Below are 23,123 nucleotides of genomic sequence, written 5' to 3'. Positions count from 1 at the left end.
CATTGAAGCTGGATCAACGATTGCCAGCGATAGATATCGTTCTTATCAAGCTTTGGCCAAAAATGGCTTCCACCATGAAGCCAAAAAGTACGACCTGAAAGAAAATCCAGATCATCTAAAGTGGCTTCATACGATCATCTCTAATGCGAAAGCTTTTATTGGTGGTACCTACCACGGCTTAGATCCTAAGCACCTACAAGCATATCTCGATGAGTTTTGCTATCGATTCAACCGCCGTGAGGTCAAAAGCGAGTTATTCAATAGGTTAGTTCATTGTTGCCTATCGTCTACGACGATTACCTATCCTGAGCTAGTTGGATAATCAAATTATTTTTTACAACAATTCACACGGCAAAACGCTATTTTTCACGTTGAAGTTGCATTTCGTACAACAATTCGAACCCATTTGTAGCAAAAAGGTCCTTTGTAGGGTCCAATGGTTGTACAGAATGCAACATCAAAGGAGAAAAGCCGGATTTAGGCAGTTATTGTTGTACTTTATGCAACAATGAAGGTGAGAGGCGGGAACTATCTGCAATTATACAGATGGACTAGTCGATGCGACTGTCGTCAATGATTTCGTGATGAGATCTTTAATGGCAGATTCCACGGAAATTGATCCCGAGCAAGACCCATTTGATGTATTAACCAAGCATACACTGACGATTGGTGAAATTCAGAAGGTATCGGATATGAAAGGAATGCTTCATCATATCCTATCGGGCGATTCCGTCATATTGATGAACGGGTATACCAAAGGGCTGGCAGCAGGTACCAAAGGATGGAAAGACCGAGGCGTTACAGAGACGAATGTAGAAACCGTCGTGCGCGGGCCACGGGAAGCTTTCTCCGAGTCCATTCGAACGAATACCGCCTTGATTCGAAGAAAGTTCAAAGATCCGAATTTATGGATAGAAACCTTCCAAGTTGGCCAGGTTACCCAAACTGACGTTGTGCTTATGTATGTGAAAGGGATTGCGCTAGATTCACTAATTCTCGAGGCCCGCAATCGATTGACTCAGATTCACATAGACGGGATTTTCGAGAGCAGTAACATTGAGGAGCTTATTCAGGATGAAGTGATAACTCCTTTCCCAACCGTATTTAACTCAGAACGCCCAGATGTCGTCGCACTTGAACTAATTCACGGCAAAATTGCCATTCTCGTAGATGGAACCCCCTTCGTGCTGATCGCTCCTGCTTTATTTGAAACTTTCCTCAAAGCATCTGAGGACTATTATCATCGGGTAGATATCAGCACATTAGTAAGGATGCTTCGTTATGCCGGCTTTCTCATTGCGTTATTAGCCCCCTCTTTTTATGTGGCAATCACAACGTTTCATCAAGAAATGCTGCCGACACAGCTACTCATAAGCCTCGCTGCACAAAGAGAAGGCATTCCATTTCCGGCGTTCATCGAAGCCTTATTGATGGAGATTACATTTGAAGTTTTACGAGAAGCTGCCCTTCGTATGCCGCGAAGCATAGGTTCTGCCTTATCGTTTGTAGGAACGCTCGTTATTGGGCAAGCAGCAGTCGAAGCCGGAATTGTTTCGGCAGCGATGGTTATCGTTGTTTTCATTACGGCGATTTCCAGCTTTGTTTCCCCTTCTTACGACTTATCCAATGCCATTCGCATCCTACGATTTCCTTTGATGGCACTGGCTGCTTCATTCGGATTTTTCGGCATACTCGCAGGATTACTCGGACTAATTCTGCATTTGAATAGTTTGCAATCGTTCGGTGTGCCCTATTTAAGTCCTTTTGCTCCGCTTGAATTGAACAAACAGAAGGATGCCTTATTTCGATTTCCATTTCAATCGTTATTTTCACGAGTTCGTATCGTTAATGCCAGTAACGTAGTTAAGAAAGCGAATAGAAAGCCCTTCAAACCTTAGAAGGAGGAAAGAGGCAGATGTGAAATCATTTATTCGACTAACAGCTTGCTTACTAACCATAGTCTTACTGTTAAGCGGCTGTTGGAGCCGCAAGGAGCTTAATGACATTGCCATTGCCGAGGGAGTTGGCATTGATATGGCAGGTAATCAGTTTGAGTTAACGGTTCAAATTGTTAATCCAGGCAGTGTGACGAGGGCAAAAGGTGAGCATGAAATGCCTGTTATCGTGTATTCATCCAAAGGCGACACACTGAACGAAGCTGTAAAAAGACTAACTTCGTCGATTTCGAGAAAAATCTATTTCGCTCATATCCGCATACTTGTGATTTCCGAGGAATTAGCCAAAAGCGGGATTGTCAATTCGATGGATTATTTAATGAGAGGGAGCGAATTTCGATCTGATTTCAACGTGGTCATCGCCAGAGATACCTCCTCTAAGGAATTATTAAGTGTGATGACACCTTTGGAGAAAGTTCCAGCGAATTACATCTTCAACTCCCTCGAAGCAGCTAAGAAAGAATGGACAGCTGCAGTAACGATTCAATTAGATCAATTATCGAATGCTCTAGTAACCCCAGGGAAAAGTACGGTCATATCAGGAATTCAGATTATTGGAGATCATAACGTTGGCACTAGTAAAAAAAACATTGATTATACAGGACCTCCTGTACGATTAAAATACTTTGGTAATGCGATTATCAAGAAAGATAAACTTGTTGGTTGGCTTAACGAATATGAGTCTCGTGCTTATTCCGTTATTACAAATCAATCAAAGCGGTCTGCCATACATCTGAATTGTCCAGAAGGAGGAAACATCGGTATTGATGTAGCACGTATCAAAAGCAAGATTTACGCAGTTGTAAAAAACGATAAACCAGAGATTTTTATTGAAACTAGAGCAGAGGGAAATGTTTCTGATGTGGAATGTAAAATCGATCTATTCAAAGTCGAAACGATCGATTACTTAGATAAACAATATGTTAAATTTGCTAAGGCTAATATGGAGAATACCATTAAGAAGACACAAAAACTAGGTGCGGATATATTCGGTTTTGGTGAGGCAGTTCATCGCGCTAACCCGAAATATTGGAACAAAGTGAAGAACAATTGGGAAGAACATTTCAAGCAATTGGAACCCCATCTGAATATCGATGCCAAAATTAGAGGTACCGGTACGCTGGGTGATTCTGTGGTTAACGATATGAAGGAGTAATAGTTATGTTAATCGGCCTATGTGTACTTGCGTTATCTATTCTCATTGCGTGCTATGAAATTCCGCGTTTATTGAAACAAGGATGTAGGAAGGAGGTTTGGATCTACTGCATACTCATGTTGCTTGGTAATGTGCTGGCGACTCTAAAAGGAATGGCCAAACAAATACCTAATCCGGCCGACTGGATTACGTTTCTAATGGTGCCATTAACCAAAATTTTACTGCAACTCGGTTTGATAAAATTGTAAGCATTTATCCTGCTTGGGGAGGCATGTCATGAATAACGGGAACATATTATCTGCTCGTCAACTCATGATCCTGATTATTTTATTTTCGGTGGGAACGACTATTCTTGTAGTCCCATCGATGTTAGCCGCTGAAACTAAGCAGGATGCCTGGATTTCAGGTGTAGTGGGCGTAAGCATTGGTTTGCTTTTCTTAATGATGTATGTACGCTTAGTTCACATGTATCCAGATTATACGCTATTCGATATGAATGAACGTTTATTAGGGAAATGGTTAGGCAAAGCTGTCACCCTCTTATTAATCTTTACCGCAGTTGTGATCAGCGCACAAGTACTCTACTACATTGGCACCTTCATGACTACTCAGATCATGCCAACAACCCCCATGCATGCCATAAATATTCTTATGATTACTTTCGTAATCATGGGTTCCAAGCTAGGTATAATTATTCTAGGGAGAACCGCAGAAATCTTTTTCCCGTGGATTCTTCTGTTATTTTTTCTATTGGTGATCTTTGTAACGCCGCAGGCCCATTTTAAAAACCTTTTACCTATCGGCGAAGCAAGTATATTGTCTATTACGCGTGCATCCATATTTATGATCGTTTATTCCTATTTTCCTATTATCTTTACGTTGTGCTTGATCTCTAGCGATGCCAAATTCCCTAATCGGTTAGCTAAATCATTCCTCTATGGAGGCATATCAAGCGGAATTATGATGATTTCCATAGCTTTTCTTAGCATCATGGTCATGGGACCCGACCAGTCATCAAGACAAATATATGCCACCTATGCATTGGCTAAGAAAATAAGTGTCGGGAATTTTTTGCAGCGTATTGAGGTCACCGTTGCATTCTTGTGGTTTATTTCCATTTATTTTAAATTAACGCTTTATTTTCACGTAGCCATTAAAGGATTAGCTTCACTATTTCAGATCCAGAATTACAAATCTCTTTCGACTCCAGTTGGGTTAATCGTCACGGTGCTTTCGTTAGTGGTATATCCGAATTCGGCTTATACACATCAATGGGATATTTTGACATGGGTTCCGCTCACAGTTTGTTTTGGATTCATATATCCAGTCTTATTGATCGGCCTTAGCTACTTGCGAGGAAAAAGAGATAAAAAAGGTTAACGAGGGACGTGTATTTATGACTACAGACCAAATTTCCCCGCGACAATTAATGATTATCGTTATCCTATATGCCATTGGAACGGCTATCTTGGTTATTCCCGCATCAGTTGCGGCAGATGCGAAGCAGGATGCTTGGATGCCACAAATCGTAAGTATTGCAATGGGTATTGTTCTCGTTTGGCTTTATGTATTTATTTCCAAGAAGTTCCCACAGTGTTCTATTTATGAAATTAATGATAAAGTTTTTGGCAAGTGGTTGGGGAAGTTTATAACGTTAAGTCTTGCACTGTTAACACTCATTTTTAGTTCACAAGTTGTTTTTTATGTGGGTCAGTTTATGACCACTCAAATCATACAGGAAACGCCAATTCAATCTATTCACATATTATTCATGCTACTTGTCGTAATGGGGGCAAAGCTAGGGATGGTTGTCCTGTTAAGAACGGCAGAGATCTTCTTCCCATGGATCGTGCTTTTATTTATCTTATTCATGGTCATAAATATTCCTAATATGGAACTTAACAATATTTTACCGGTCGGGGAAATAACCACCCTTCCGGTTGTTCGATCTGCAATAAGAATCACTAGTTATACATATATATCGTTGTTTATTACGATTGGTCCCATCATTCATCAAGTGACAAGTATGCAAAAGGCTAAGAAAGCTTATTTAATAGGCGTAATCATAAGTGGCATGATGATGCTTCTACTCATCTTATCAAGTGTTCTGGTATTAGGGGCAGATAATACGGCTGTACAAGTTTATCCTAGTTACGCCTTGGCACAAAGAATAAATATAGGGAACTTTCTACAACGAATTGAAGTGATCGTGGCATTTTTATGGCTTGTTTCGATTTTTTTCAAACTATCTATGTTTTTTAATACAGCAATAAGAGGTATTGCGCATGTGTTCCATTTTCGTGATTACAAAATGCTTTGTTTTCCATTAGGACTGATTGATACAGTCTTATCTCTTGTTGTATATCCAAATACCGCCTATGAGGATAAATTTGATAACTTAACGTTTATTCCCCTTGCACTTCTTATAGGTTTTGTTTATCCTCTCTTGATTGTTCTGATAAGTTGGATGCGAAAATCATCCATTCGAAGTTAATCGCATAACTAAATACGCTTAACTCGTTGCAGCCAAAACTTGTCTATCCAAAAAGCGATGATTATCCCAATGATATATCTAAATAAATCAACCGTTACATATCCTCTTCCAAGTATGAGCGATCCAATGACCGTATTTCTTATTTCAACTATCCATTCTGCATGATATAGCTGACTGAATTCAATAGCAAAGCAAAATATCACACTGATCCCTGCCGCCCAAATTAAGCTTCTCTTTTTGAAAATAAATCGAAACCCAAAATAGACCATACTTGCCCAAAGCACGTCGCCAGCATGTTCAGCAATAAAGTGAGGGATTAGACCGGAAAACATTCTTGAACTTAAGCCTAAAACGACGGAAGTTATTACAGCTACAACATACTTTATTCGAGTATTCAAATAGAATCATCCTTTCTTTTAAATTGACTCAATTTACATTATCAGCTCCACTATTTATACTAAAAGATGATTTTGATTATTGAAAGTGGAAAAAAAGGAGTTATTCGATGAGTTCTCCCATTATAAACGATGAAGAGTGGTTGGAGCTGCTGGAGTACGTAGCCGAAACTTATAATGACGTTACCCTTAGTCGAGGCTTTACTTACTTTAAACAACAGCGTGTAACTTCACTAAACGTATCTGAGACTCTATTCGTTCGGGCAGGGGTGCAAGAAGAAGAATCAGGAGAAAACCGTGTCATTCTGAACTTGGACAAGCCCCACGCCAGTCAATGTAGTTGTCCAGTACCAGCCGCTTGCAAGCATATTGCAGCAGTTTGGATGGAGCTTGGGGATCGTCTTGGTTATCCCGCTATCCAAATTATGAATGCCAAACTGCATCTCAAGCGGGCAACGTCAACTACCTCCTTGGAGTCTACGCTCTTACAATTGCCCAAAATGGATGTATCCGGCTGGCAGAAGTTTCTGAACCATTACACGTCTCTCATTAAGTCGACATATGATTTGGGAAATTATGTTGACATGCTGCGGAAGCAATTACAAAACATCACGAAGATCACTATTCCTTTTTCTGATAAGGATCAGATTTTTTTTGACATGCATCAGGAATTATTTATCCTTAGAAAACTAAAAGAGCAGAATGTACAAGGTGGCGTTAGTTCCTACACGTCTTTCACCCTTTACCGGGTTTACGATGAGATTCATACTTGGCTGAAGCAAAAATCCCCCCTCCTCAACTTCTCGGTCGCCGGAGTGCGCCTTGAACAGACTTTAAGTTATATCAGACAGCAAATGGCTGAAGAATCGGGTCATTATTATCAAGATTATGGCGTCTATACCGCGCTTTGGAAACATTGGGTTGCCCCAGATCCCGAGGCAAGTCACTATGTTACAAAGGAAATAGAAGCTCTTGAGACGATGACAATGGACAGTCCTTCACCTTCCCTTTCAGCCGTAAAGGCTTTCTTGTACTTGCAGCAATCCAGGAGCAAAGATGCCTGGGAGGCTTTAGAAGAGAATGGTATTTTCAAAGAGGCTCCTGCTAAACTATTTATTCCTTTCTTTGACTATCTATACGACACACAGAACTGGGAAGAGTTAGTGAATTGGTTGAGAAGATCAGCCTCTTTTTTCAATAGGAAACGAACCAAAGAACTTGATGTTTATGCCGATTTGTGGACAAAAGCCATCGTGCAGCTCCCTCAAGCGGAAGAACATATGTGGACCGTTCTAGAAGAGCTATTGCCTTATTCTTTTCGGATTATTGAGGAAATGCTGTACGAACAAAGAAAATGGAAGCCTTGGTTGGAGATGCAGATTATTCAAGGACATGACCCTCTCTACCATCGCGTCAATGTCCTGCAGCCGATTGAGAAAGAAACACCGAAGCTCCTACTCCCTTATTACCATCAAGCGATAGATCATTATGTCAGTTTGAAAAACCGGCATGATTACAAATTAGCGGTAAGGCTACTCAAGCGGCTCGATAAAGTGTACAAAAAAATGAAACAAACGGAGAGATGGGAACATTTCTTTTCTGGTTTCGTGGAACGACACAGCAGGCTGAGGGCGCTGCAAGAGGAACTGCGGAAAGGAAAGCTACTCGGATGAGCACAAAATTGCATGATATGACATTGAACGTGACCTTAACGGACAGTGGCGATGCCTTACTCTGGGGGCTGCAGGACGGACGCGATGTGCCCGGAGATAAATTTCGCAAGCTGCTGTTTGCGTGGCACGAGCCTTCTTACTATGGGACCATTCTGGATCAACAGGTAGCGGGAGAGTTGACACTAACGGTCCTGCCCGTGGAGATGGTGCTCCCCTTCTTCGCAGAACCCTATTTCATGGATGTCCTCCGGTGGGAAGGGGGAAACGAAACCACGAAGGGACTGCTGGAAGTGGCGCCGGTTCTATACAGAGAAGCTAAAGCAGGGCATTACGTGCCCAGTTACAGCGCATTCCGGAATGGGAATCTGGCTTGGACTTGGGATGTCGAGACGGAGTCACTGAATGAATTGGATTGGCATGTACTACAAAGCTTAGAAGGCTTAGGTGAGGGAATGTCTGGCTTGCGAGCTGCCTTCTCTGCCGTGGTTTCAGCTGAGCATTATCCCAATGAAGCTTCCTTATCCGATCTTCGGCGAGACTATCCAGTCCTGTTCCGAGCGCAGAAATCAGCGCCTATCTCGGCTGATGCGTTCACGGAAGAAGAATGGCTTGCCTCACTAGGCTGGAGACCAGACACCGCTCCATTCCGCCCTGCCCTGCAGCTGCTGGAACCGGACGAGAACGATGACACTTGGCGGCTCCGCTTGGTCCTGCAAGATAAAAATGAAGGAACTTTGTTGACGCCTATTCGCCTTCATGCTGACGGACGTGCTGCTGGCACGTGGGCCAGTGATTGGAGCCCGTATATCCTGGAGCGTTCTCTTGGCTGGGCGACAAGAATCATAGAAGCCTTGCCTGGACGAAATAACGGCGGCGAGCTATTTGCAGAGCCTTTAAGCGACGAAGCGGCTTGGTCGTTTCTGACAACGGACAGCCGCCATTTGTTAGAGGATGGCTGGAATGTCATGCTGCCCGGTTGGTGGGAGGCCGCCTCGAAGCGTAAGCCTCGGCTGCGCGCAAAGGTTTCCTCTGAAGCTGGCAGCAAAGGCGAGTCACTGTTCGGGCTGAACTCTCTAGTAAACTTCGATTGGCGAATTGCCATTGGCAATACGGATCTAAGCGAAGCAGAATTCGCCAAGCTGCTTAGCCGCAATGAACGCCTTATCCGCTTCCGTGGACAATGGGTAATCTTGGACCCTGCTTTATTGGAGCAAATCCGGAGGATCATGGAAAGCGTGAATCCGGAAGAAGGTCTGTCCCTGCAGGATATCTTCCAGCTTCACTTGTTAAGTGAATCAGAAAAAGAAAGAGCCCAAAAGGAAAGTCTTACAGCTGAGGAAGAAGCAGATAATGAAGAACGGCTGAAGCTGGAAGTCGAGTTGAATGCGCATCTTTTGGCTCTGCTGCGTCAGCTTGGGCAGCCTTCGGAATTAAAGGAAATTGCAGTGCCTGCGGGGCTGCGCGCTGAGCTTCGCAAGTATCAACATGAGGGTTTTACTTGGCTAAGCTTCCTTAGGAAGTTCGGGCTTGGTGCCTGCTTAGCTGATGACATGGGACTCGGCAAAACGGTACAATTCATTACATATTTACTTCATCATAGAGCAGAATCGGAGCACCCTGCCCTGCTCATCTGCCCCACTTCCGTGCTTGGCAACTGGCAGAAAGAGCTCGTTCGCTTCGCTCCGGATCTAAAGGTTTTTCTTCATTATGGGAAAGGACGTTTAAGCGGTGAAGCACTTGCTGCCATTTTGAAAGACACGGATGTCGTACTGACTTCCTATACGACGGCGCTGATGGATCAAGAAACACTGCAGGAAACCACGTGGAGTTCCCTTTGCTTGGATGAAGCCCAGAATATCAAGAATGCCCAGAATAAACAATCCGCAGCGATTCGTACACTCAAAGCTCGGCATCGCATTGCACTGACAGGAACACCTATTGAGAATCGCTTGTCCGAGCTGTGGTCGATCTACGACTTTCTTAATCCGGGATACCTCGGAAACCAACGAGGGTTTCAACATCGTTTTGCGAATCCGATAGAGAAGTACCACGACGAGGAGCGAACAGCGCAGCTGCAGAAACTCGTCAAGCCTTTCATGCTGCGCCGCAAAAAGAAAGATCCAGCGATCCAGCTCGATTTGCCCGATAAGCTGGAAATGAAAGTGTTTATCAATTTAACAGCCGAGCAAGGAGCACTCTATGAGCAATCCGTCAAGGATCTCATGGAACGCATGCAAAAGCTGGAAGGCATGGAACGCAAAGGAGCGATCCTAGCAGCCTTAACGCAGCTCAAGCAGCTATGCGACCACCCCATGCTGCTAACGAAGGAAGATCATCTATCGGAGGAAACACTGCTTTCCGAGGAGAGCCGCGAAGCCTTCGTGATGCGATCCGGGAAGCTTGAGCGGCTGGTTGCCATGGTCGGTGAACTCCGGGACGAAGGCGACTCCTGCCTGATCTTCACCCAATATGTAGGCATGGGGCGAATATTAGCTGACGTGCTGCGGACACAAAGGAATGAACCGGTTTTGTATCTGAACGGAAGCACGCCTAAGTCGGAGCGAGATAAGATGATTGATACGTTCCAAGCCGCAGACGGAACGGGGCCGGGTATCTTCGTTCTGTCACTGAAAGCTGGCGGAGTCGGACTCAACTTGACCGCAGCGAACCATGTGTTCCACTTCGACCGTTGGTGGAACCCTGCCGTAGAGAACCAGGCCACGGATCGTGCCTATCGGATGGGACAGACGCGCAATGTACAAGTGCACAAGTTCATCTCCCTCGGCACATTGGAGGAACGAATCGATGAGATGCTAGAGAGTAAGATGAGTCTGAGCGAGAATGTGATCTCCACCTCTGAGGGTTGGATTACCGAACTCTCAAACGATGAATTGAGAGATTTGTTTGCACTCCGTAAGGAGTGGTAATTGCAGAACGACAACCTCCTCAAGCATGAGGAGGTTTTTCTTTTCATATTATTTTCTGCGCTGAGTTAGGAGATAGTTCTTCCTGTTTCGCATTTAGTTTTTCCACAATCACTCTCACACTGATTTCGATAACGTTATAATACACGAAAGAGTACATATACTTCCACTTGATATAGACAACAACCATTATCCAATTACAGAAGGGTTCCCCAACCGTCTCGCGCCATTTTCGCTGCATTTGGGCCTCCGACACAGCCTATTCTGCCTTCTCAGGACACAAAACTAGCTAACTTACCTGCTCTCGACAGTTGAGAAGTCCTTTTCAGACGTCTCGCGCCACTTTCGCTGCATTCGGGCTCCGACACAGCCTTTTCTGCCTTCTCAGGACGCAAAACTTGCTAACTTACCTGCTCTCGACAGTTGAGATTTCCTTTTCAGACGTCTCGCGCCATTTTCGCTGCATTTGGGCCTCCGACACAGCCTATTCTGCCTTCTCAGGACACAAAACTAGCTAACTTACCTGCTCTCAGCAGCTGAGAGGTCCTATTCAGACGTCTCGCGCCACTTTCACTGCATTCGGGCCTCCGAGACAACCTTTTCTACCTTCTCAGGATGCAAAACTAGCTAACTTACCTGCTCTCAACAGCTGAGAGGTCCTATTCAGACGTCTCGCGCCACTTTCGCTGCATTCGGGCCTCCGAGACAGCCTTTTCTGCCTTCTCAGGACGCAAAACCCACTAACTCGCCTACTCTCGACAGTTGAGAAGTCCTTTTCAGACGTCTCGCGCCACTTTCGCTGCATTCGGGCCTCCGAGACAACCTTTTCTACCTTCTCAGGACGCAAAACTTGCTAACTTACCTGCTCTCGACAGTTGAGAAGTCCTTTTCAGACGTCTCGCGCAACTTTCGCTGCATTCGGGCCTCCGACACAGCCTTTTCTGCCTTCTCAGAACGCAAAACCCACTAACTCGCCTACTCTCGACAGATGAGAAGTCCTTTTCGGACGTCTCTCGCCACTTTCGCTGCATTCGGGCCTCCGAGACAGCCTTTTCTGCCTTCTCAGGGCGCAACAATCATCCCACCGAAGCAGGAGAAAGAACCGCCAGCCTCCGGAGTTATTTCTGTAGGAGCTCCTCCTGAGACTTTGCTAAACTGCGCAGCATCAGTCAATACTTCATAAATGCGATTCGGGCTTGCTGCGAACTCAACCTCCTGATGAATAGCTAAGGAATCGCCTAATTGCTTGTCCTTCCCCATCAACCATTGTGTAAGCTGCTCTATAGTCATGCTTTTCAACATATCAGCGTGATCGTGAATAGCATGATGCCACATCTTCGCCTCTACTTCGTACCGGTTTTCCTCTTCTACTTTGAACCCGAAATCGCAAGATAAAGTTGTCATTGTCTTCCATCTTCCCATAAGCTTTTTTATGAAATGCAATTATTAATGCATGGCCTTAACTGACCAAGGATCTATACCAGGATCTCCACCCTCAGCCAACGTTTGAAGTCTAGTTGTATAGTGCATCCAACTCTCTGTGTGGGAAGCGACTTCTTCGACCGGCAAATCGTAGTGAGTTAATAGCAGAACCGTACCTTTGTCTTTAGCTGTGAATGTAAATTCGAGCGTGCTTGAACCAGGTGGAACCACCTTGGATTTCTCCCAGCCCCATGTCATAACGATTTTCTCGTTAGGAATAATCTCTTTGTACTCCCCCATCGCAATATCCGATCCATTCACATCGATCCGATATTTCCCTCAGATGCTTGGCTCGAGCAGAATATGTCTGCCCATCCAACGAACCATCTTCTCAGGGTCGGTAAAAAAGGAGAATAAGATCTCCGGACGGCAATCGATAAACATCTCTTTCCTAATCGTGTCACTGGTCTGATTCAATTGATTCACGGTTACGCTGTCTCCTCTCTTCTTCTTCTTCTGCGGCTTCCTTCAATAGCAGTAGACTATCATCCCAGAAACGGTCAATGTACGCTTTCAGATCAGCAAATCGATCAAAGGTCCTTTCCCGATGAAAGTCACCTATCAATTTGATGATGAGCATCAAGGTACATTGGCACAAATTCGTGTTGAAGGAACCTCTGAAGGCTTCTATAAGAGGTGATCTGAAGCGGCTTAAGTCGATTTTGGAAAAATAAATATCATATCGAAAGGGAGTTTACTTTATGCCCATACCTCGTCCTGATGAAGAGATCAAACAATTTTTTGCTGCTGTCATGCCCGGCAAACCGATGAAGGAATATGTAACCATACCCGAGCAATGGCATGAAGCGCCTGATACAATTACCGCGTGGATCGAAAAGTCTTTGCAATGGGTCGCAGCCATGCCGGAGAAAGTTCCTGCGAAGAAGAAACCGAGCACGAAGAAAAAGAAAGACGTATAGTTAGCTGTACGATTCTGACATACCAAAGACCATCCACTTCAAACTTCAAACCTGGATGGTTTTTTTGATTAATCACTCTTTGCAACCATTTGAATTACCGCTTATAAGGATAGTAGAGCGTTACGTTCGATCGCACCAGGCATTTTTTCCATCCAATCATTCTTTATCATGAGTTCTGCGCCATCGTCTGAATAGGGTCCAATTTCACCGGTAAGCCGAAGATATACAGTTGTCAAATCCCTCCTCATGCTTGCTGCAAGAAAAGCTCCATAGTTCCCCATTCCTACCGCTGCAAGAAAGACCGTATGGTAGAGCATTAGCTTATCGGAAAATGGGAGACCTTAGAATTCGAAACTTCTGTTTCCCAAGTCGTTGGTGCCGGCAGCTGGTCATCGCGCAATAAAGCACTGAATACTTCGACATGCTTCGAGGAGATATCTCTGCCGCGCACGATATATGCAATGACATCTTTGTTTTCAGCAACTTGAGAAAAAGCTAACATCAATGCTTGACCTATGCTGTTTTTCATAATATTCAAATAAAGGTTCGTGATTTCTACGGCATTTAAGGGCCTGCGATCGCCAAACAGTCCATTTAACCAACTTTCTTTGTGTACAAACTCAACTGAATCCGGATAGGGTATGAAAGGACTCCTAGTGAGAATTCCTTTAGATTGAAGAATAGCCGTAGATTTCTCTAGCAACTCAGCCGCTGTCTTCAGATTTTGATTATGAAATGCACGTATATCCTGTCTTGAACTGCTTGCTAATGCCATTCCATAGGAAACTGTACCAGCAATGCCCATATGTCTTAGATAGAGAAGCATATAGCCATCAGAAAATAGTCTTGGTGCATTCAGGTTGACATCCTTCTCGGTGAAGGCAAGAGGGGTCGGGAACTCTTCTTCTTTAAATAGTTTGTTAGTAAATTCCAAATGTTCAATTGTTAATCCAAGTGCAAATTCAATGATTGGTCTTACTTCATTATCCTCAACCGTATTCAAGAAATGTTTAAGTACGCAATTAACCATACTGTCACTAAAACAACCTCCCCATAGGGGCGCAATATCACCAGAAGTTAGTTGAATATGATCTGACTTCTTTTCCAAATTCCTTTCATCTTGACTCAATGTAATGCCCCCTAAGATATGATTTGCGCTATGATTAGAATTCCATAAATACCAACTTCTATGTATAAGAAAAAGCCTACCGAATTATTCGGTAAGCTTCCTATCAAGATTGTACTTATCTAGTGCAGTCCCTCTAACGCAACTTCTTGTTTCACAACCTCATTTGGCTGCGCCTTATTACGGCGAAGGAACAAGCCTAAGAATATTCCACAGATAGCAACAATTAGCATCACGTGGAAAGTCTGGCCGAACGCTTCAGGCGCTACAGCAAGCATTGCCTTTTGCATATCAGTAGGACTGTTTATGGGAATGTTTTTCGCAGCAATGGATGAGTTCACGCGCGAGGAGAGAATTGTCACCAACGTAGCGACAGCGAAAGAATTGATAACTTGCTGCATCGCACTAGTTAAAGAAGTAACTCGGCTCACCAAATCATGCGGAGCTTTCTTAATTAGATGCGAATTAAGCGGCATCATCATAAGTCCCATTCCCGAACCAGCCATAATAAGCGGTAAAATTAAGTCATGCCCCTCTGTCGTTAGACTGACATGCGAATATTGAAAGATTGCGCCGGAAACAAGACTGAGTCCAACGACTACCAACCAGCGAACACCGATTTTATCAAATAAGTAACCGCCAATCGGCATCATGACGGCCGAAGCTAACGCTTGCGGGAATAACGTCATCCCCGTGTCGAAAGCACCGTACCCGCGGGCTTGCTGAAGAAATTGCGGAAGCAGGAAAATAGCCCCGAACAAGCAGAATTGCAGTACCCACTGTACGAAAATACCGAAGGAAAAATCAACAGACTTGAACACTCTCAACTCAAGCAGAGGGAGTTTGGAATTCAGTTCCACAATGATAAAGGCGATCAATGCGACAGCTCCAATGATGATGCCCCAAAGCGTTTTATCAGAAGTCCAGCTCTCAGCACCTTGTGTGATCCCATACGATAAGGATGCAAAGGCAATGGGCCCAAGAATCATACCCGGCAAATCAAAACCAGCTACCTTCTTACGTGCGACAGCCGGCAGTTTCCATAATCCAAAGATAAAGCTGAAAATACCAACAGGAAGATTAATTAAGAAAATCCAATGCCAGGAATGATACTCAACCAACCATCCTGATAAGATTGGCCCAATGGCAGGCGCCAGCAAAATGGGTACACCCAGCATCCCCATTACTTGACCAATTTTGTTCGGAGGACTAAGCCGGAATACATAGGCCATAGCAACAGGCATAACGAATCCGCCGCCTAAACCTTGAAGGATACGGAAAACAATCAACCACTCCGCGCTGTTCGGCGTAGCACATAAGACCGACGCAACGGTGAAAAGAATAACAGAGGTAAGAAATACGTTCTTCGCCCCAAATCGATCGGATAGCCATCCCGCGAGTGGAATGACTGCCGCTGTCGCCAGCATATAACCTGTTACGGTCCACTGAATGGTCGGTAAATCCGTTTTAAAATCGACGACCAGCTTCGACAATGCCACATTCATCGCGGTCGTATCGAGGATAACCATAAATATACCCGAAATGATGGCGATGAGCGGTACCAAAATACTCGAAATCTTAAATTCCGGCTCCGCTTCGCCAGAAGTTATTGGTTGACTCATGCCCATGTTCCTCCTTCACAATATCTATTCCATCGTGCTACAATAGTAACGGACAATTGTCCGCAACATCATATTACGGACAATTGTCCGGAATGTCAATTATTTCTTTTGTTAAGATTGTTCTTATAGGAGGAACATGCATGAAACATCCAGATACCAATGAGAATTCATTATATAGCCAAGATATGAATGCTATTCCACCTTGCGGTCGACGGGAAGAACGTGATTCAGAATATCGCAGGCGTATTCTCACGTCTGCCAGAAGCCTATTCGAAACCAATCAAATTGAATCCGTTACCATGCATCAGATTGCCAAAGAATCGGGTGTGGGACAAGGTACTCTTTATCGCCGTTACGCCCATATTGGCGAGGTATGCAGCGATCTACTTCGTTCAACAACAGCCCAGTTTCTCGCTTCTCTTGAAGATAATCTCGCGGATCTCGGTCCCGAAGCAACAGCAATGAACCAATTGTCGGACACGATCATTCGAATCATTGATTTCGTGGACGATAAAGCCGATTTACTTTCCGTCATCAACACCATGTACACCGAAAAACGAAGCTTTTATTTACACAAAAAACCCATTTATATCCGTCTTCACAACATTGTCGCTCCTCTGGTCACTCGTGCTGTTCAACAAGGGGAGATTGGACAGATCGATGTCACTTTGACAGTTAACACCATACTTGCCTCCCTAACGCCAGAACAGTACTTGTACCATAGAGAAATTCTGGGCTATAGCAAACAGCAATTTGTGGAAGGCATTTGCCGACTCTTCGTGAAAGGAATATGAGCGCATGAGAATAGATATGAATCCTAGCCAGCTCACCTTCTGGAAGAAATATATAGCTAAAGCGAAGCTTGATTTATCCTACGCCGCCTATACCAAGGTACAGAAATCCTGGAATGATGAGAACGCTTCCTGTCCGTTTAATCGCTTGTATTTTATTATCGAGGGAGAAGGCTTTGTCAAAGTTGGTGAGCATACTTATTATCCGAAACCAGGTGAACTGTATCTGCTTCCAGCGGGGAGTGATCAAGCTTATGGAACCATAAGTGATCATACTTTCGGGAAATATTGGTGTCATTTCACGGCCAAAATCGGGGATTTGGATCTGTTTCAGATTTTACAAACATCCGCTTTCATTACGATTAAAGATCCAGAAGCTTTACAAAGAAAATTCGAACAACTGATAGCTTATACTCAAAGTGAAGAGTTAACTTCCGCTTTTAGAGTCAATGCGATTATCTGTGAATTCATTGCGGATTTCATTGAACAAAGTGAAACCGTCAAGCTTAATCTGGCCTCTACCCCTACTTACGAGAAAATGAATAGTGTGCTGAACTATATGGAACAGCATATTGCGGACAACGTATCCGTAGATACCTTATCCCAAATTGCGCACTATCACCCTAACTACTTTATTAATGCTTTTAAACAATTTACGGGTTATTCACCGATTCAATATATGAACCATTTACGCTCGGAAAAAGCTAAGGATTTACTCATGATGACGGAATTAAATGTTTCACAGATCGCCGATTCGCTCGGAATGGAATTATCGTACTTCTCCCGTATGTTCCGAGAACAGACCGGTTTTACCCCCACTTCTTTCCGTGATTTGAAACCAAAAATAATCGATTATACCGAACTGTGATTACAAGAATTGCGGGAATAACGCAAAGAGGGCAAACGTTAATTTGCCCTTTTTCTCAACCTATTTTACGGATAAAAAGCATTGGTCTTTGTCGTTGTCGGGCACCAGCGGGAATTAAGCAGAAACTTAATGAGCGAATTCTTTGCCCGCTCCGTACCGATATAGTGCAGAGTTTCTGCAGCATGCGCACGAACATATCTGTTCTCATCATCCAATGCGATTTCCAACTGAGGCACAGCGGCTTCCGCTTGAGAGCCTAATCGTGACAAGGACAAACTTGCCATGAAGCGAACCTGCGCGTTCTCATCTTGCAGGCATTTACCTAAGCTAGATACGATGTCATTCAGAGGTGTCTCCATGAAACCAAGTGCATCTACTACAGCGCAGCGAACACGATCAGCAGGATGTTCGAGCAGCTTTATCAAGGTAGGAACGGCTTCTGCCGCTAACTCTCTTAATTCACCAAGAGCAAAGACCGCGTGTGTCACGATTTCAATATTCTCATGATGCAAAGCTGCCATTAACCCGTTAACGGCCTCACTACCTGAAACCGATAATCCATAAGCGGAAATTCGCGATACATGGGTATTCTCGCTCTTTAATCCTTCTAGCAAAGCGTCCACACCCTGCTGCCCTCTTCGTGCCAGATCATAAGCCGCATTGATGGCCAGCGGTTCAAAACCATCCAACTTAGCGGATAACTCACTAATCTGATCTGGATCTGATGCAGCTGTTCCTGCCAGACTGCCCATTTTGCCAGACAGCCAGTTCCAAGTTTCTTCCCACATCAAATCATGCTCGGCAATTGGCAATTGTAAGTTGGCTGGCTTCCTCCATGCTGCCTCTTGATTATTCCAACTTGGTGCTTTCGGCAGCTCTGTACGCATGAATTCAAACTTCAGCATGTAGCGCGGCTCTCCTAACACATTAGGCGTGGAACGATGCCAAATATCATAATGGATCAACGCAAAAGTACCCGCCTCGCCGCTTGCTAAGACTTCCCCTTCTTGCTCACTCGATTCAAAGGTCCGAGTCTGATAATTTTGCGTACCTGGCATAACACCTGTTGGTCCTAATTCCACTGGCGTATCCTGTGGGAAATACATAATCATTGCCCAATTCGGGTGATGATTTCGCATTCTATCATAGCCCCAATAGCTGTCTTTGTGCCAGCCTCCAGCTGTTGCGGAAGCATTGAAATGCCCATGTCTATGTGCGTGCATCATATAGTTCTGGCCTAATACACTTGTTAAAGCACCTGTCACAACAGGGTGATCGAATACTTTTTGCAGCTCACGAATGCGGGGTAATAAATTATTGCCGGGGTTCCCCTCTTCCGCATAGACCGTGTTTAATTGTGCTAAAAGATTACTGTGAAACTCACTCGAAAAGTCGGTTTTGAGTATTAAACATCCATTTGTAATAAATTCTCTCATTTGCTCATCTGTCAATAATAATGGTGTGTTTTCCTGCATGGCTGGCAGCCTCCTTGGCTTTGAATGAATGCGGTAACAATGACCTTATTATAAGAAAGATGTCTCGGACTAAAAATAGACGATCTTAATCAGAGCTAGCACAAAACTAAGATGGAAGGTTAGCGATTCTATTAGTCAGCCCCGTACTTACCTAATCTACGCTTTCTGTTCATGACTTTAATCTCTTCTATATCCCCCATTATTTTAGTCTTGTGCTAACATGCGTTTTGGCAGGAAATTCGCGAAGTAGCTGAAGGCAAACTGACCAAGGCAGAGGTACTGGGCCATCAGGAATTCAGCATTAACCGTATCGGACCGAGCTTGTAGATCCAGGAACTTTGCAGATGTCAGCCTGCCGGAGGTTAGGCACTTTTTCTACCTACAATACGGCAGGCATCACATAAGCATACACAGCAATAAAGTGGCAGCTGCTTCCCGCAAGCACGAACAAATGCCAAATAGCATGATGATATCTTAACCTTCGCCATAGAAAGAACGGCACGCCAAAGCTGTAAAAGGCAACCCCAAACATCAACCAAACTAGAGCCATAGAGGGAAGAAGTTCGCTTAGCGGCCCTATTAATGAAACCATGAAGCCGCCCATCAACAAATACATAAGAAGGCCCCAAGGCATAAACCGCTTAATGATCAAATGAACATAGCGGACGCCTCCCAATGCTAGAACCCATATCAACAGCAGCAGAGTGTAACCTAGTGTTCCTTGCAAGGTAATAAGCAGGAATGGCGTATACGAACCCGCAATGGCAATAAAGATAGCCGCATGGTCCATGACTTCAAAGCGTTGGCCCCACTTCTTCGAGCGTGAGCAATGCAGCAGGGTCGAGGACAAATATAGCAAGCAAAAAGATAACCCATAAATCGTATTACTCACGTTATAGGCTAGATCTTCGAAGAGAACGGAACGTTGTAAAAGTAAAAAAAGACCGAAGGCACTTAACGCGGCGCCCAAGCCGTGGCTTAATGCGTTTAGCCGTTCTTCCCTCATAGCTATTCGATCCTCCATATCTAGGCTCACTCCTTTCTGCTTAACCCCTAGTTTTTCCTAATGAGAAGCCTAGTATGTAATCACTCTGCCTTGTTCATGAGAACAAAAAAAAAAATGGATCCCGGCATCAAGACCGAGATCCATTTTATTTATTTTTCATCGCCTCTTTAAATAAACAGCAAGCTCATATCTATGGGTATATACAAGCAATAGAAAATTCCCTAACCATACCCAAAGGATTGCATCCGAATAATCCCTCATATACAAATAGGCACCTAACAGTAGGAAACCGACTACGACTTGCAAACCGTCTGCTTCAGTGGATGTTGACTTTCCTCTGTTGATCACCTTGATTGCACTCAGTAAAATAGCCAAGACCACGGCAAAAGCAAGAGAAGCTTCAAAGCTGGATAAAGCACTCCATACGCCGAAGGTCACAGCGATTGCTTTGCCTCCCTTCCCCTTAAGGAAAGGAGAAAAGGCATGCCCGATAATCGGAGCCAGTGAGATGGAAATGATGGAGTACCCTTGAACTTTTTCATACCCCAATATAAAAAGAAGAATAAGGTATCCTTTTAAAAAGTCGAGAATAATACCAACAACACCAAGCTTATATCCTGCTGCCTTCCACAGATTTAAAGCCCCCGGATTCCCGTCACCAACCGTCTTCAAGTTTTTTTTAGCGATAAGGCCAAGCCAGTAAGAAAACATGAAAGATCCTGATAGAAAGGCACAAACCGTCCAAACGATGGTCATTGCCCCCTCCTGCTGCCTACCTTGACGTGCCGTCCTTTCCATGACACATGTCCAAGGAATACGACCTGATAAACGGAATACAGCATGACATAGATGAAAAATATCGTTGAAAGAACATGCAAAACGGGCATGACAATTCCAAACACACCCACATGTTTGACCAAATAAAACAGCTGTATCATGTATAAAAGATATCCGATGAATAGTGGCAGTGCCCACGAAGTGTTGATAAATAAGAAGAAAGTTTCGGAAGCAATTAGCCCAACAACCCAAATAGCAACAAAGAGGATCGTCCCCGGACTTAACGTTGACGTGCTAAGGACTGCCCCTTTTCCGAAGCCTTGAACCTCGCTCTTGATCCCTTGTGGATACATACGAAAAGAAACCAAACCTCGCCCGATAAAATTCGTCACTTGAATTCCGGCGTGCCGATAGGCGGCCCCAAGGTTCAAATCATCCAACATCTCCGATTTGATGCTTTGATGTCCCTTAATTTTCTCATAATCTTCCCTAGTCGTTAGGATGCAGGAGCCATATAGACCTTTTTTCGGATTTTTCTTTTCAAAAGGGGACGTAAAAGCGAATACACCCAGCACATTAAAGATTAGCGCCAGTCTTTCAACAAACTTCTCCGTATAATGAAAGGGAACGACAGAAATGACGCCTCCCGCTTTTTTTCTCGCCTTAACCAATGCCTCCAGCGCACGTGGAACTAAGCGAATATCCGCATCAAGAAAAGCAATTAGATCACCTGTAGCATGCAAATATCCATTCCATACTGCCCAGTTTTTACCTGTCCATCCTTGTGGAAGACTCGTGTTGCTAATCACAGTAACCCCGTAGCTTTCAGCAATTTCCTTCGTATCGTCCTCCGAAAAATCATCCACAACGATAATTTCAAAGGGTTCCAGGGTTTGGACCTTCAGTGCGTGGAGGAGATAAGGCAAATTGCATGCTTCATTCCTTGCAGGGATTATAATAGACAGCTTCACATTTTTCGGAACTGGTTCCTGACTGACGGTGATCACATTTTTTCTAAATAACAAGAACCCACATAGACTTCCGATGACAAATAAGACGAATATCGCCACCCTCGAACCTCCTCCTTCGATTCCCTCATAACGGATGGATGAAAATGCTGCCACTACAATATGGAGAACAGGTTGTATTCATCTATATGAACTTAGGGGTGATTTTAAGCCAATTTCGCGAGTAACTACATGCAGAAAGTGAAGCAAATCACCATTCTCAGCCAATAGATACTCTCTCCTTACCTTCATTATCTACCGCTGCTGTTGCTAGTCAAGCGAACTTTTCCGCAATTGTGTTATAATGTTCAATATCAAATTATTGGAGGCACAATGGCATATGAAAATATATGTTATCCTCTCCTTCGATGGCGAAGGAATGGAAAATGTTTATGTTGGCGCAGATGAGGAGAAAGCCCTTTCTCTCAAGCCGACTGACTTTGAAAACTGCGAGGCCCTTTTCGTAGAGATATGGGAAGACGGCGAGAAAACCGACGATTACCGCTTAGAATAACTAGCTATACATACTTTTAACAAATCATAGAAAGGCGGACAACCCATGGTCCATGCGTTTACCATCCAGCCCCTTACGTATAACACATTCGATGACGAGACCGAGCAGCTCGAACAATGTAAAGAGTGGGGCTTGCTTTCCGAGAAAGCAGCGAAAACAAAGGCATTCTTCTACAAGGGGAACGGCATGAATCTGCCATGCGGCATTGTTGGTTATGTGGATAAAATGACCGCTGTCATTGAATTCGACAACAAACAGCTGCACTGCATCCACCCCTCTTACCTGAAAGAAATGCAAGCTGCCAATTACAGCCAGAGAGGTGCAGGATCCGCTGACGCCACAGAGGCGGAGGTTTTAGAGCTTGAAGCTTTAAATGAGGATGCCCCAGCTACCGTAGAAGCTAAAGTAGAAGTCAATGAGGAAGTTAATGGGGAAGCTAGTGTTGTGGACGTTAAAAAGGTCCCCAAAGAGCCGAAAAAAGAGAAGGCCAAAAAAGAAAAAACTCCAAAGCTTCAACTTCCCGAAGATAAGGTGAAAATGATCGCTACAGTAAAAGAATTTACAACTGTCCCGAACAATTTCTCGGATACGGAAGATGAAGTCGTTATCTACGAAGCTGTTTCCATGACAGAACCGGAGATGGAAATCGGCGAAGCCTGGTCCAGCCACAGTGCCACACTTAAGAAATTGGAGCTAGAAATCGGGGACAAGCTCTCGTTCGAATGTAAAATTGTAGCAAAGAAGCTCTCCAAACATCCGGTACCTTACAAAATCAACAATCCTGCTAAGTTACAGAAGGTAACATCTTGAATTGATTTTGAAAACATGTAAAGTTGTACTTTGTACATTACCGATGCATCAAACCTCACATCAAATATTTACTTAATTTGTAATATAAAGTATTTATTTATCTAGACAAACAAAGAAAAAGCACCTAT

At 44.0% G+C, this 23,123-nt stretch carries 23 protein-coding genes and 1 pseudogene; 13 read left to right on the top strand and 11 right to left on the bottom strand.

Features of this window, described 5'->3' with window-relative positions; translation table 11 throughout:
- The 6 genes from G519_RS52605 to G519_RS0133085 all read left to right on the top strand — a co-directional run.
- A partial coding sequence (locus tag G519_RS52605) for an IS1595 family transposase (RefSeq protein WP_036634733.1) occupies positions 1–322 on the top strand: 322 nt, incomplete at its 5' end.
- 208 nt (positions 323–530) lie between these two features.
- On the top strand, positions 531–1,898 hold the full coding sequence (locus G519_RS45765) for a spore germination protein (RefSeq protein ID WP_084160457.1): 1,368 nt from the start codon (positions 531–533) through the stop codon (positions 1,896–1,898).
- Between the two features lie 19 nt (positions 1,899–1,917).
- Positions 1,918–3,111 (top strand): Ger(x)C family spore germination protein, encoded by a 1,194-nt coding sequence (locus G519_RS0133100; RefSeq protein ID WP_051253909.1) that lies wholly within the window; start codon positions 1,918–1,920, stop codon positions 3,109–3,111.
- A gap of 5 nt (positions 3,112–3,116) precedes the next feature.
- A complete protein-coding gene (locus G519_RS0133095) occupies positions 3,117–3,359 on the top strand; it encodes a hypothetical protein (RefSeq protein ID WP_036634731.1) in 243 nt (80 codons plus the stop codon).
- A gap of 28 nt (positions 3,360–3,387) precedes the next feature.
- Positions 3,388–4,491 (top strand): GerAB/ArcD/ProY family transporter, encoded by a 1,104-nt coding sequence (locus G519_RS0133090; protein WP_029198275.1) that lies wholly within the window; start codon positions 3,388–3,390, stop codon positions 4,489–4,491.
- A gap of 16 nt (positions 4,492–4,507) precedes the next feature.
- The gene (locus G519_RS0133085) at positions 4,508–5,605 is read left to right on the top strand and encodes a GerAB/ArcD/ProY family transporter (RefSeq protein ID WP_029198274.1); all 1,098 of its coding nucleotides are present in this window, start codon (positions 4,508–4,510) and stop codon (positions 5,603–5,605) included.
- 8 nt (positions 5,606–5,613) lie between these two features.
- Here the strand turns inward: G519_RS0133085 and G519_RS0133080 are convergent, their stop codons facing one another.
- Positions 5,614–6,003, bottom strand: coding sequence for a ribosomal maturation YjgA family protein (locus tag G519_RS0133080; RefSeq protein ID WP_029198273.1), 390 nt, complete (start codon positions 6,001–6,003; stop codon positions 5,614–5,616).
- A gap of 107 nt (positions 6,004–6,110) precedes the next feature.
- Between G519_RS0133080 and G519_RS48125 the strand changes: the two genes are divergently transcribed.
- Complete coding sequence (locus G519_RS48125; protein ID WP_029198272.1) at positions 6,111–7,673, top strand: SWIM zinc finger family protein; 1,563 nt, start codon at positions 6,111–6,113, stop codon at positions 7,671–7,673.
- Positions 7,670–10,600 (top strand): DEAD/DEAH box helicase, encoded by a 2,931-nt coding sequence (locus tag G519_RS0133070; protein ID WP_029198271.1) that lies wholly within the window; start codon positions 7,670–7,672, stop codon positions 10,598–10,600. Before G519_RS48125 ends, G519_RS0133070 begins: the two co-directional genes overlap by 4 nt.
- Positions 10,601–10,643: 43 nt before the next feature.
- Here the strand turns inward: G519_RS0133070 and G519_RS0133065 are convergent, their stop codons facing one another.
- The 4 genes from G519_RS0133065 to G519_RS50735 all read right to left on the bottom strand — a co-directional run bounded on the left by G519_RS0133065 (position 10,644) and on the right by G519_RS50735 (position 12,505).
- Positions 10,644–10,838, bottom strand: a complete 195-nt coding sequence (locus G519_RS0133065; RefSeq protein WP_029198270.1) for a hypothetical protein — start codon at positions 10,836–10,838, stop codon at positions 10,644–10,646.
- A gap of 821 nt (positions 10,839–11,659) precedes the next feature.
- Positions 11,660–12,001, bottom strand: coding sequence for an SRPBCC family protein (locus tag G519_RS0133060; RefSeq protein WP_029198269.1), 342 nt, complete (start codon positions 11,999–12,001; stop codon positions 11,660–11,662).
- A gap of 42 nt (positions 12,002–12,043) precedes the next feature.
- Positions 12,044–12,340, bottom strand: a complete 297-nt coding sequence (locus G519_RS45755; protein ID WP_051253908.1) for an SRPBCC domain-containing protein — start codon at positions 12,338–12,340, stop codon at positions 12,044–12,046.
- An 18-nt stretch (positions 12,341–12,358) separates the two neighbouring features.
- On the bottom strand, positions 12,359–12,505 hold the full coding sequence (locus tag G519_RS50735) for an SRPBCC family protein (protein WP_154669643.1): 147 nt from the start codon (positions 12,503–12,505) through the stop codon (positions 12,359–12,361).
- Between the two features lie 275 nt (positions 12,506–12,780).
- Here G519_RS50735 and G519_RS0133045 point away from each other — a divergent pair, with 275 nt between their 5' ends.
- Positions 12,781–12,999 carry a hypothetical protein gene (locus G519_RS0133045; RefSeq protein ID WP_029198267.1) on the top strand — a complete coding sequence of 73 codons (219 nt, stop codon included), beginning with the start codon at positions 12,781–12,783 and terminating at the stop codon, positions 12,997–12,999.
- A 101-nt stretch (positions 13,000–13,100) separates the two neighbouring features.
- On the opposite strand, the pseudogene G519_RS45750 reads toward G519_RS0133045, so the two are convergent.
- A pseudogene (locus G519_RS45750) lies at positions 13,101–14,107 on the bottom strand (DUF3231 family protein).
- 140 nt (positions 14,108–14,247) lie between these two features.
- Positions 14,248–15,747: an MDR family MFS transporter gene (locus G519_RS0133035; RefSeq protein WP_029198266.1), complete on the bottom strand. Its 1,500-nt coding sequence runs from the start codon at positions 15,745–15,747 to the stop codon at positions 14,248–14,250.
- A 140-nt stretch (positions 15,748–15,887) separates the two neighbouring features.
- Here G519_RS0133035 and G519_RS48120 point away from each other — a divergent pair, with 140 nt between their 5' ends.
- Entirely contained in the window at positions 15,888–16,541 is a 654-nt protein-coding gene (locus G519_RS48120) for a TetR/AcrR family transcriptional regulator (protein WP_051253907.1), read from the top strand.
- 4 nt (positions 16,542–16,545) lie between these two features.
- A complete protein-coding gene (locus G519_RS0133025) occupies positions 16,546–17,406 on the top strand; it encodes an AraC family transcriptional regulator (protein ID WP_029198265.1) in 861 nt (286 codons plus the stop codon).
- Between the two features lie 65 nt (positions 17,407–17,471).
- On the opposite strand, the gene G519_RS0133020 is transcribed toward G519_RS0133025, so the two are convergent.
- The 4 genes from G519_RS0133020 to G519_RS0133005 form a co-directional block, all read right to left on the bottom strand.
- Positions 17,472–18,881: a HEAT repeat domain-containing protein gene (locus tag G519_RS0133020; RefSeq protein ID WP_029198264.1), complete on the bottom strand. Its 1,410-nt coding sequence runs from the start codon at positions 18,879–18,881 to the stop codon at positions 17,472–17,474.
- A gap of 379 nt (positions 18,882–19,260) precedes the next feature.
- Positions 19,261–19,905 (bottom strand): PAQR family membrane homeostasis protein TrhA, encoded by a 645-nt coding sequence (gene trhA / locus G519_RS0133015; protein WP_029198263.1) that lies wholly within the window; start codon positions 19,903–19,905, stop codon positions 19,261–19,263.
- 138 nt (positions 19,906–20,043) lie between these two features.
- The gene (locus tag G519_RS0133010; protein WP_029198262.1) at positions 20,044–20,643 is read right to left on the bottom strand and encodes a glycerol-3-phosphate acyltransferase; all 600 of its coding nucleotides are present in this window, start codon (positions 20,641–20,643) and stop codon (positions 20,044–20,046) included.
- Complete coding sequence (locus tag G519_RS0133005; RefSeq protein WP_029198261.1) at positions 20,640–21,734, bottom strand: glycosyltransferase family 2 protein; 1,095 nt, start codon at positions 21,732–21,734, stop codon at positions 20,640–20,642. The genes G519_RS0133010 and G519_RS0133005 overlap by 4 nt, the downstream gene beginning before the upstream one ends.
- A gap of 277 nt (positions 21,735–22,011) precedes the next feature.
- Between G519_RS0133005 and G519_RS51410 the strand changes: the two genes are divergently transcribed.
- Complete coding sequence (locus G519_RS51410; RefSeq protein ID WP_164826796.1) at positions 22,012–22,185, top strand: hypothetical protein; 174 nt, start codon at positions 22,012–22,014, stop codon at positions 22,183–22,185.
- A gap of 45 nt (positions 22,186–22,230) precedes the next feature.
- A complete protein-coding gene (locus G519_RS0132995; protein ID WP_029198260.1) occupies positions 22,231–22,995 on the top strand; it encodes a hypothetical protein in 765 nt (254 codons plus the stop codon).
- Positions 22,996–23,123: the final 128 nt, after the last annotated feature.

The sequence above is a fragment of the Paenibacillus alginolyticus DSM 5050 = NBRC 15375 genome (assembly GCF_000422905.1).
Lineage (GTDB): Bacteria > Bacillota > Bacilli > Paenibacillales > NBRC-103111 > Paenibacillus_E > Paenibacillus_E alginolyticus.
Note: the sequence above shows the minus strand (reverse complement) of the source record. Positions and strands in the feature narration are given on the sequence as shown.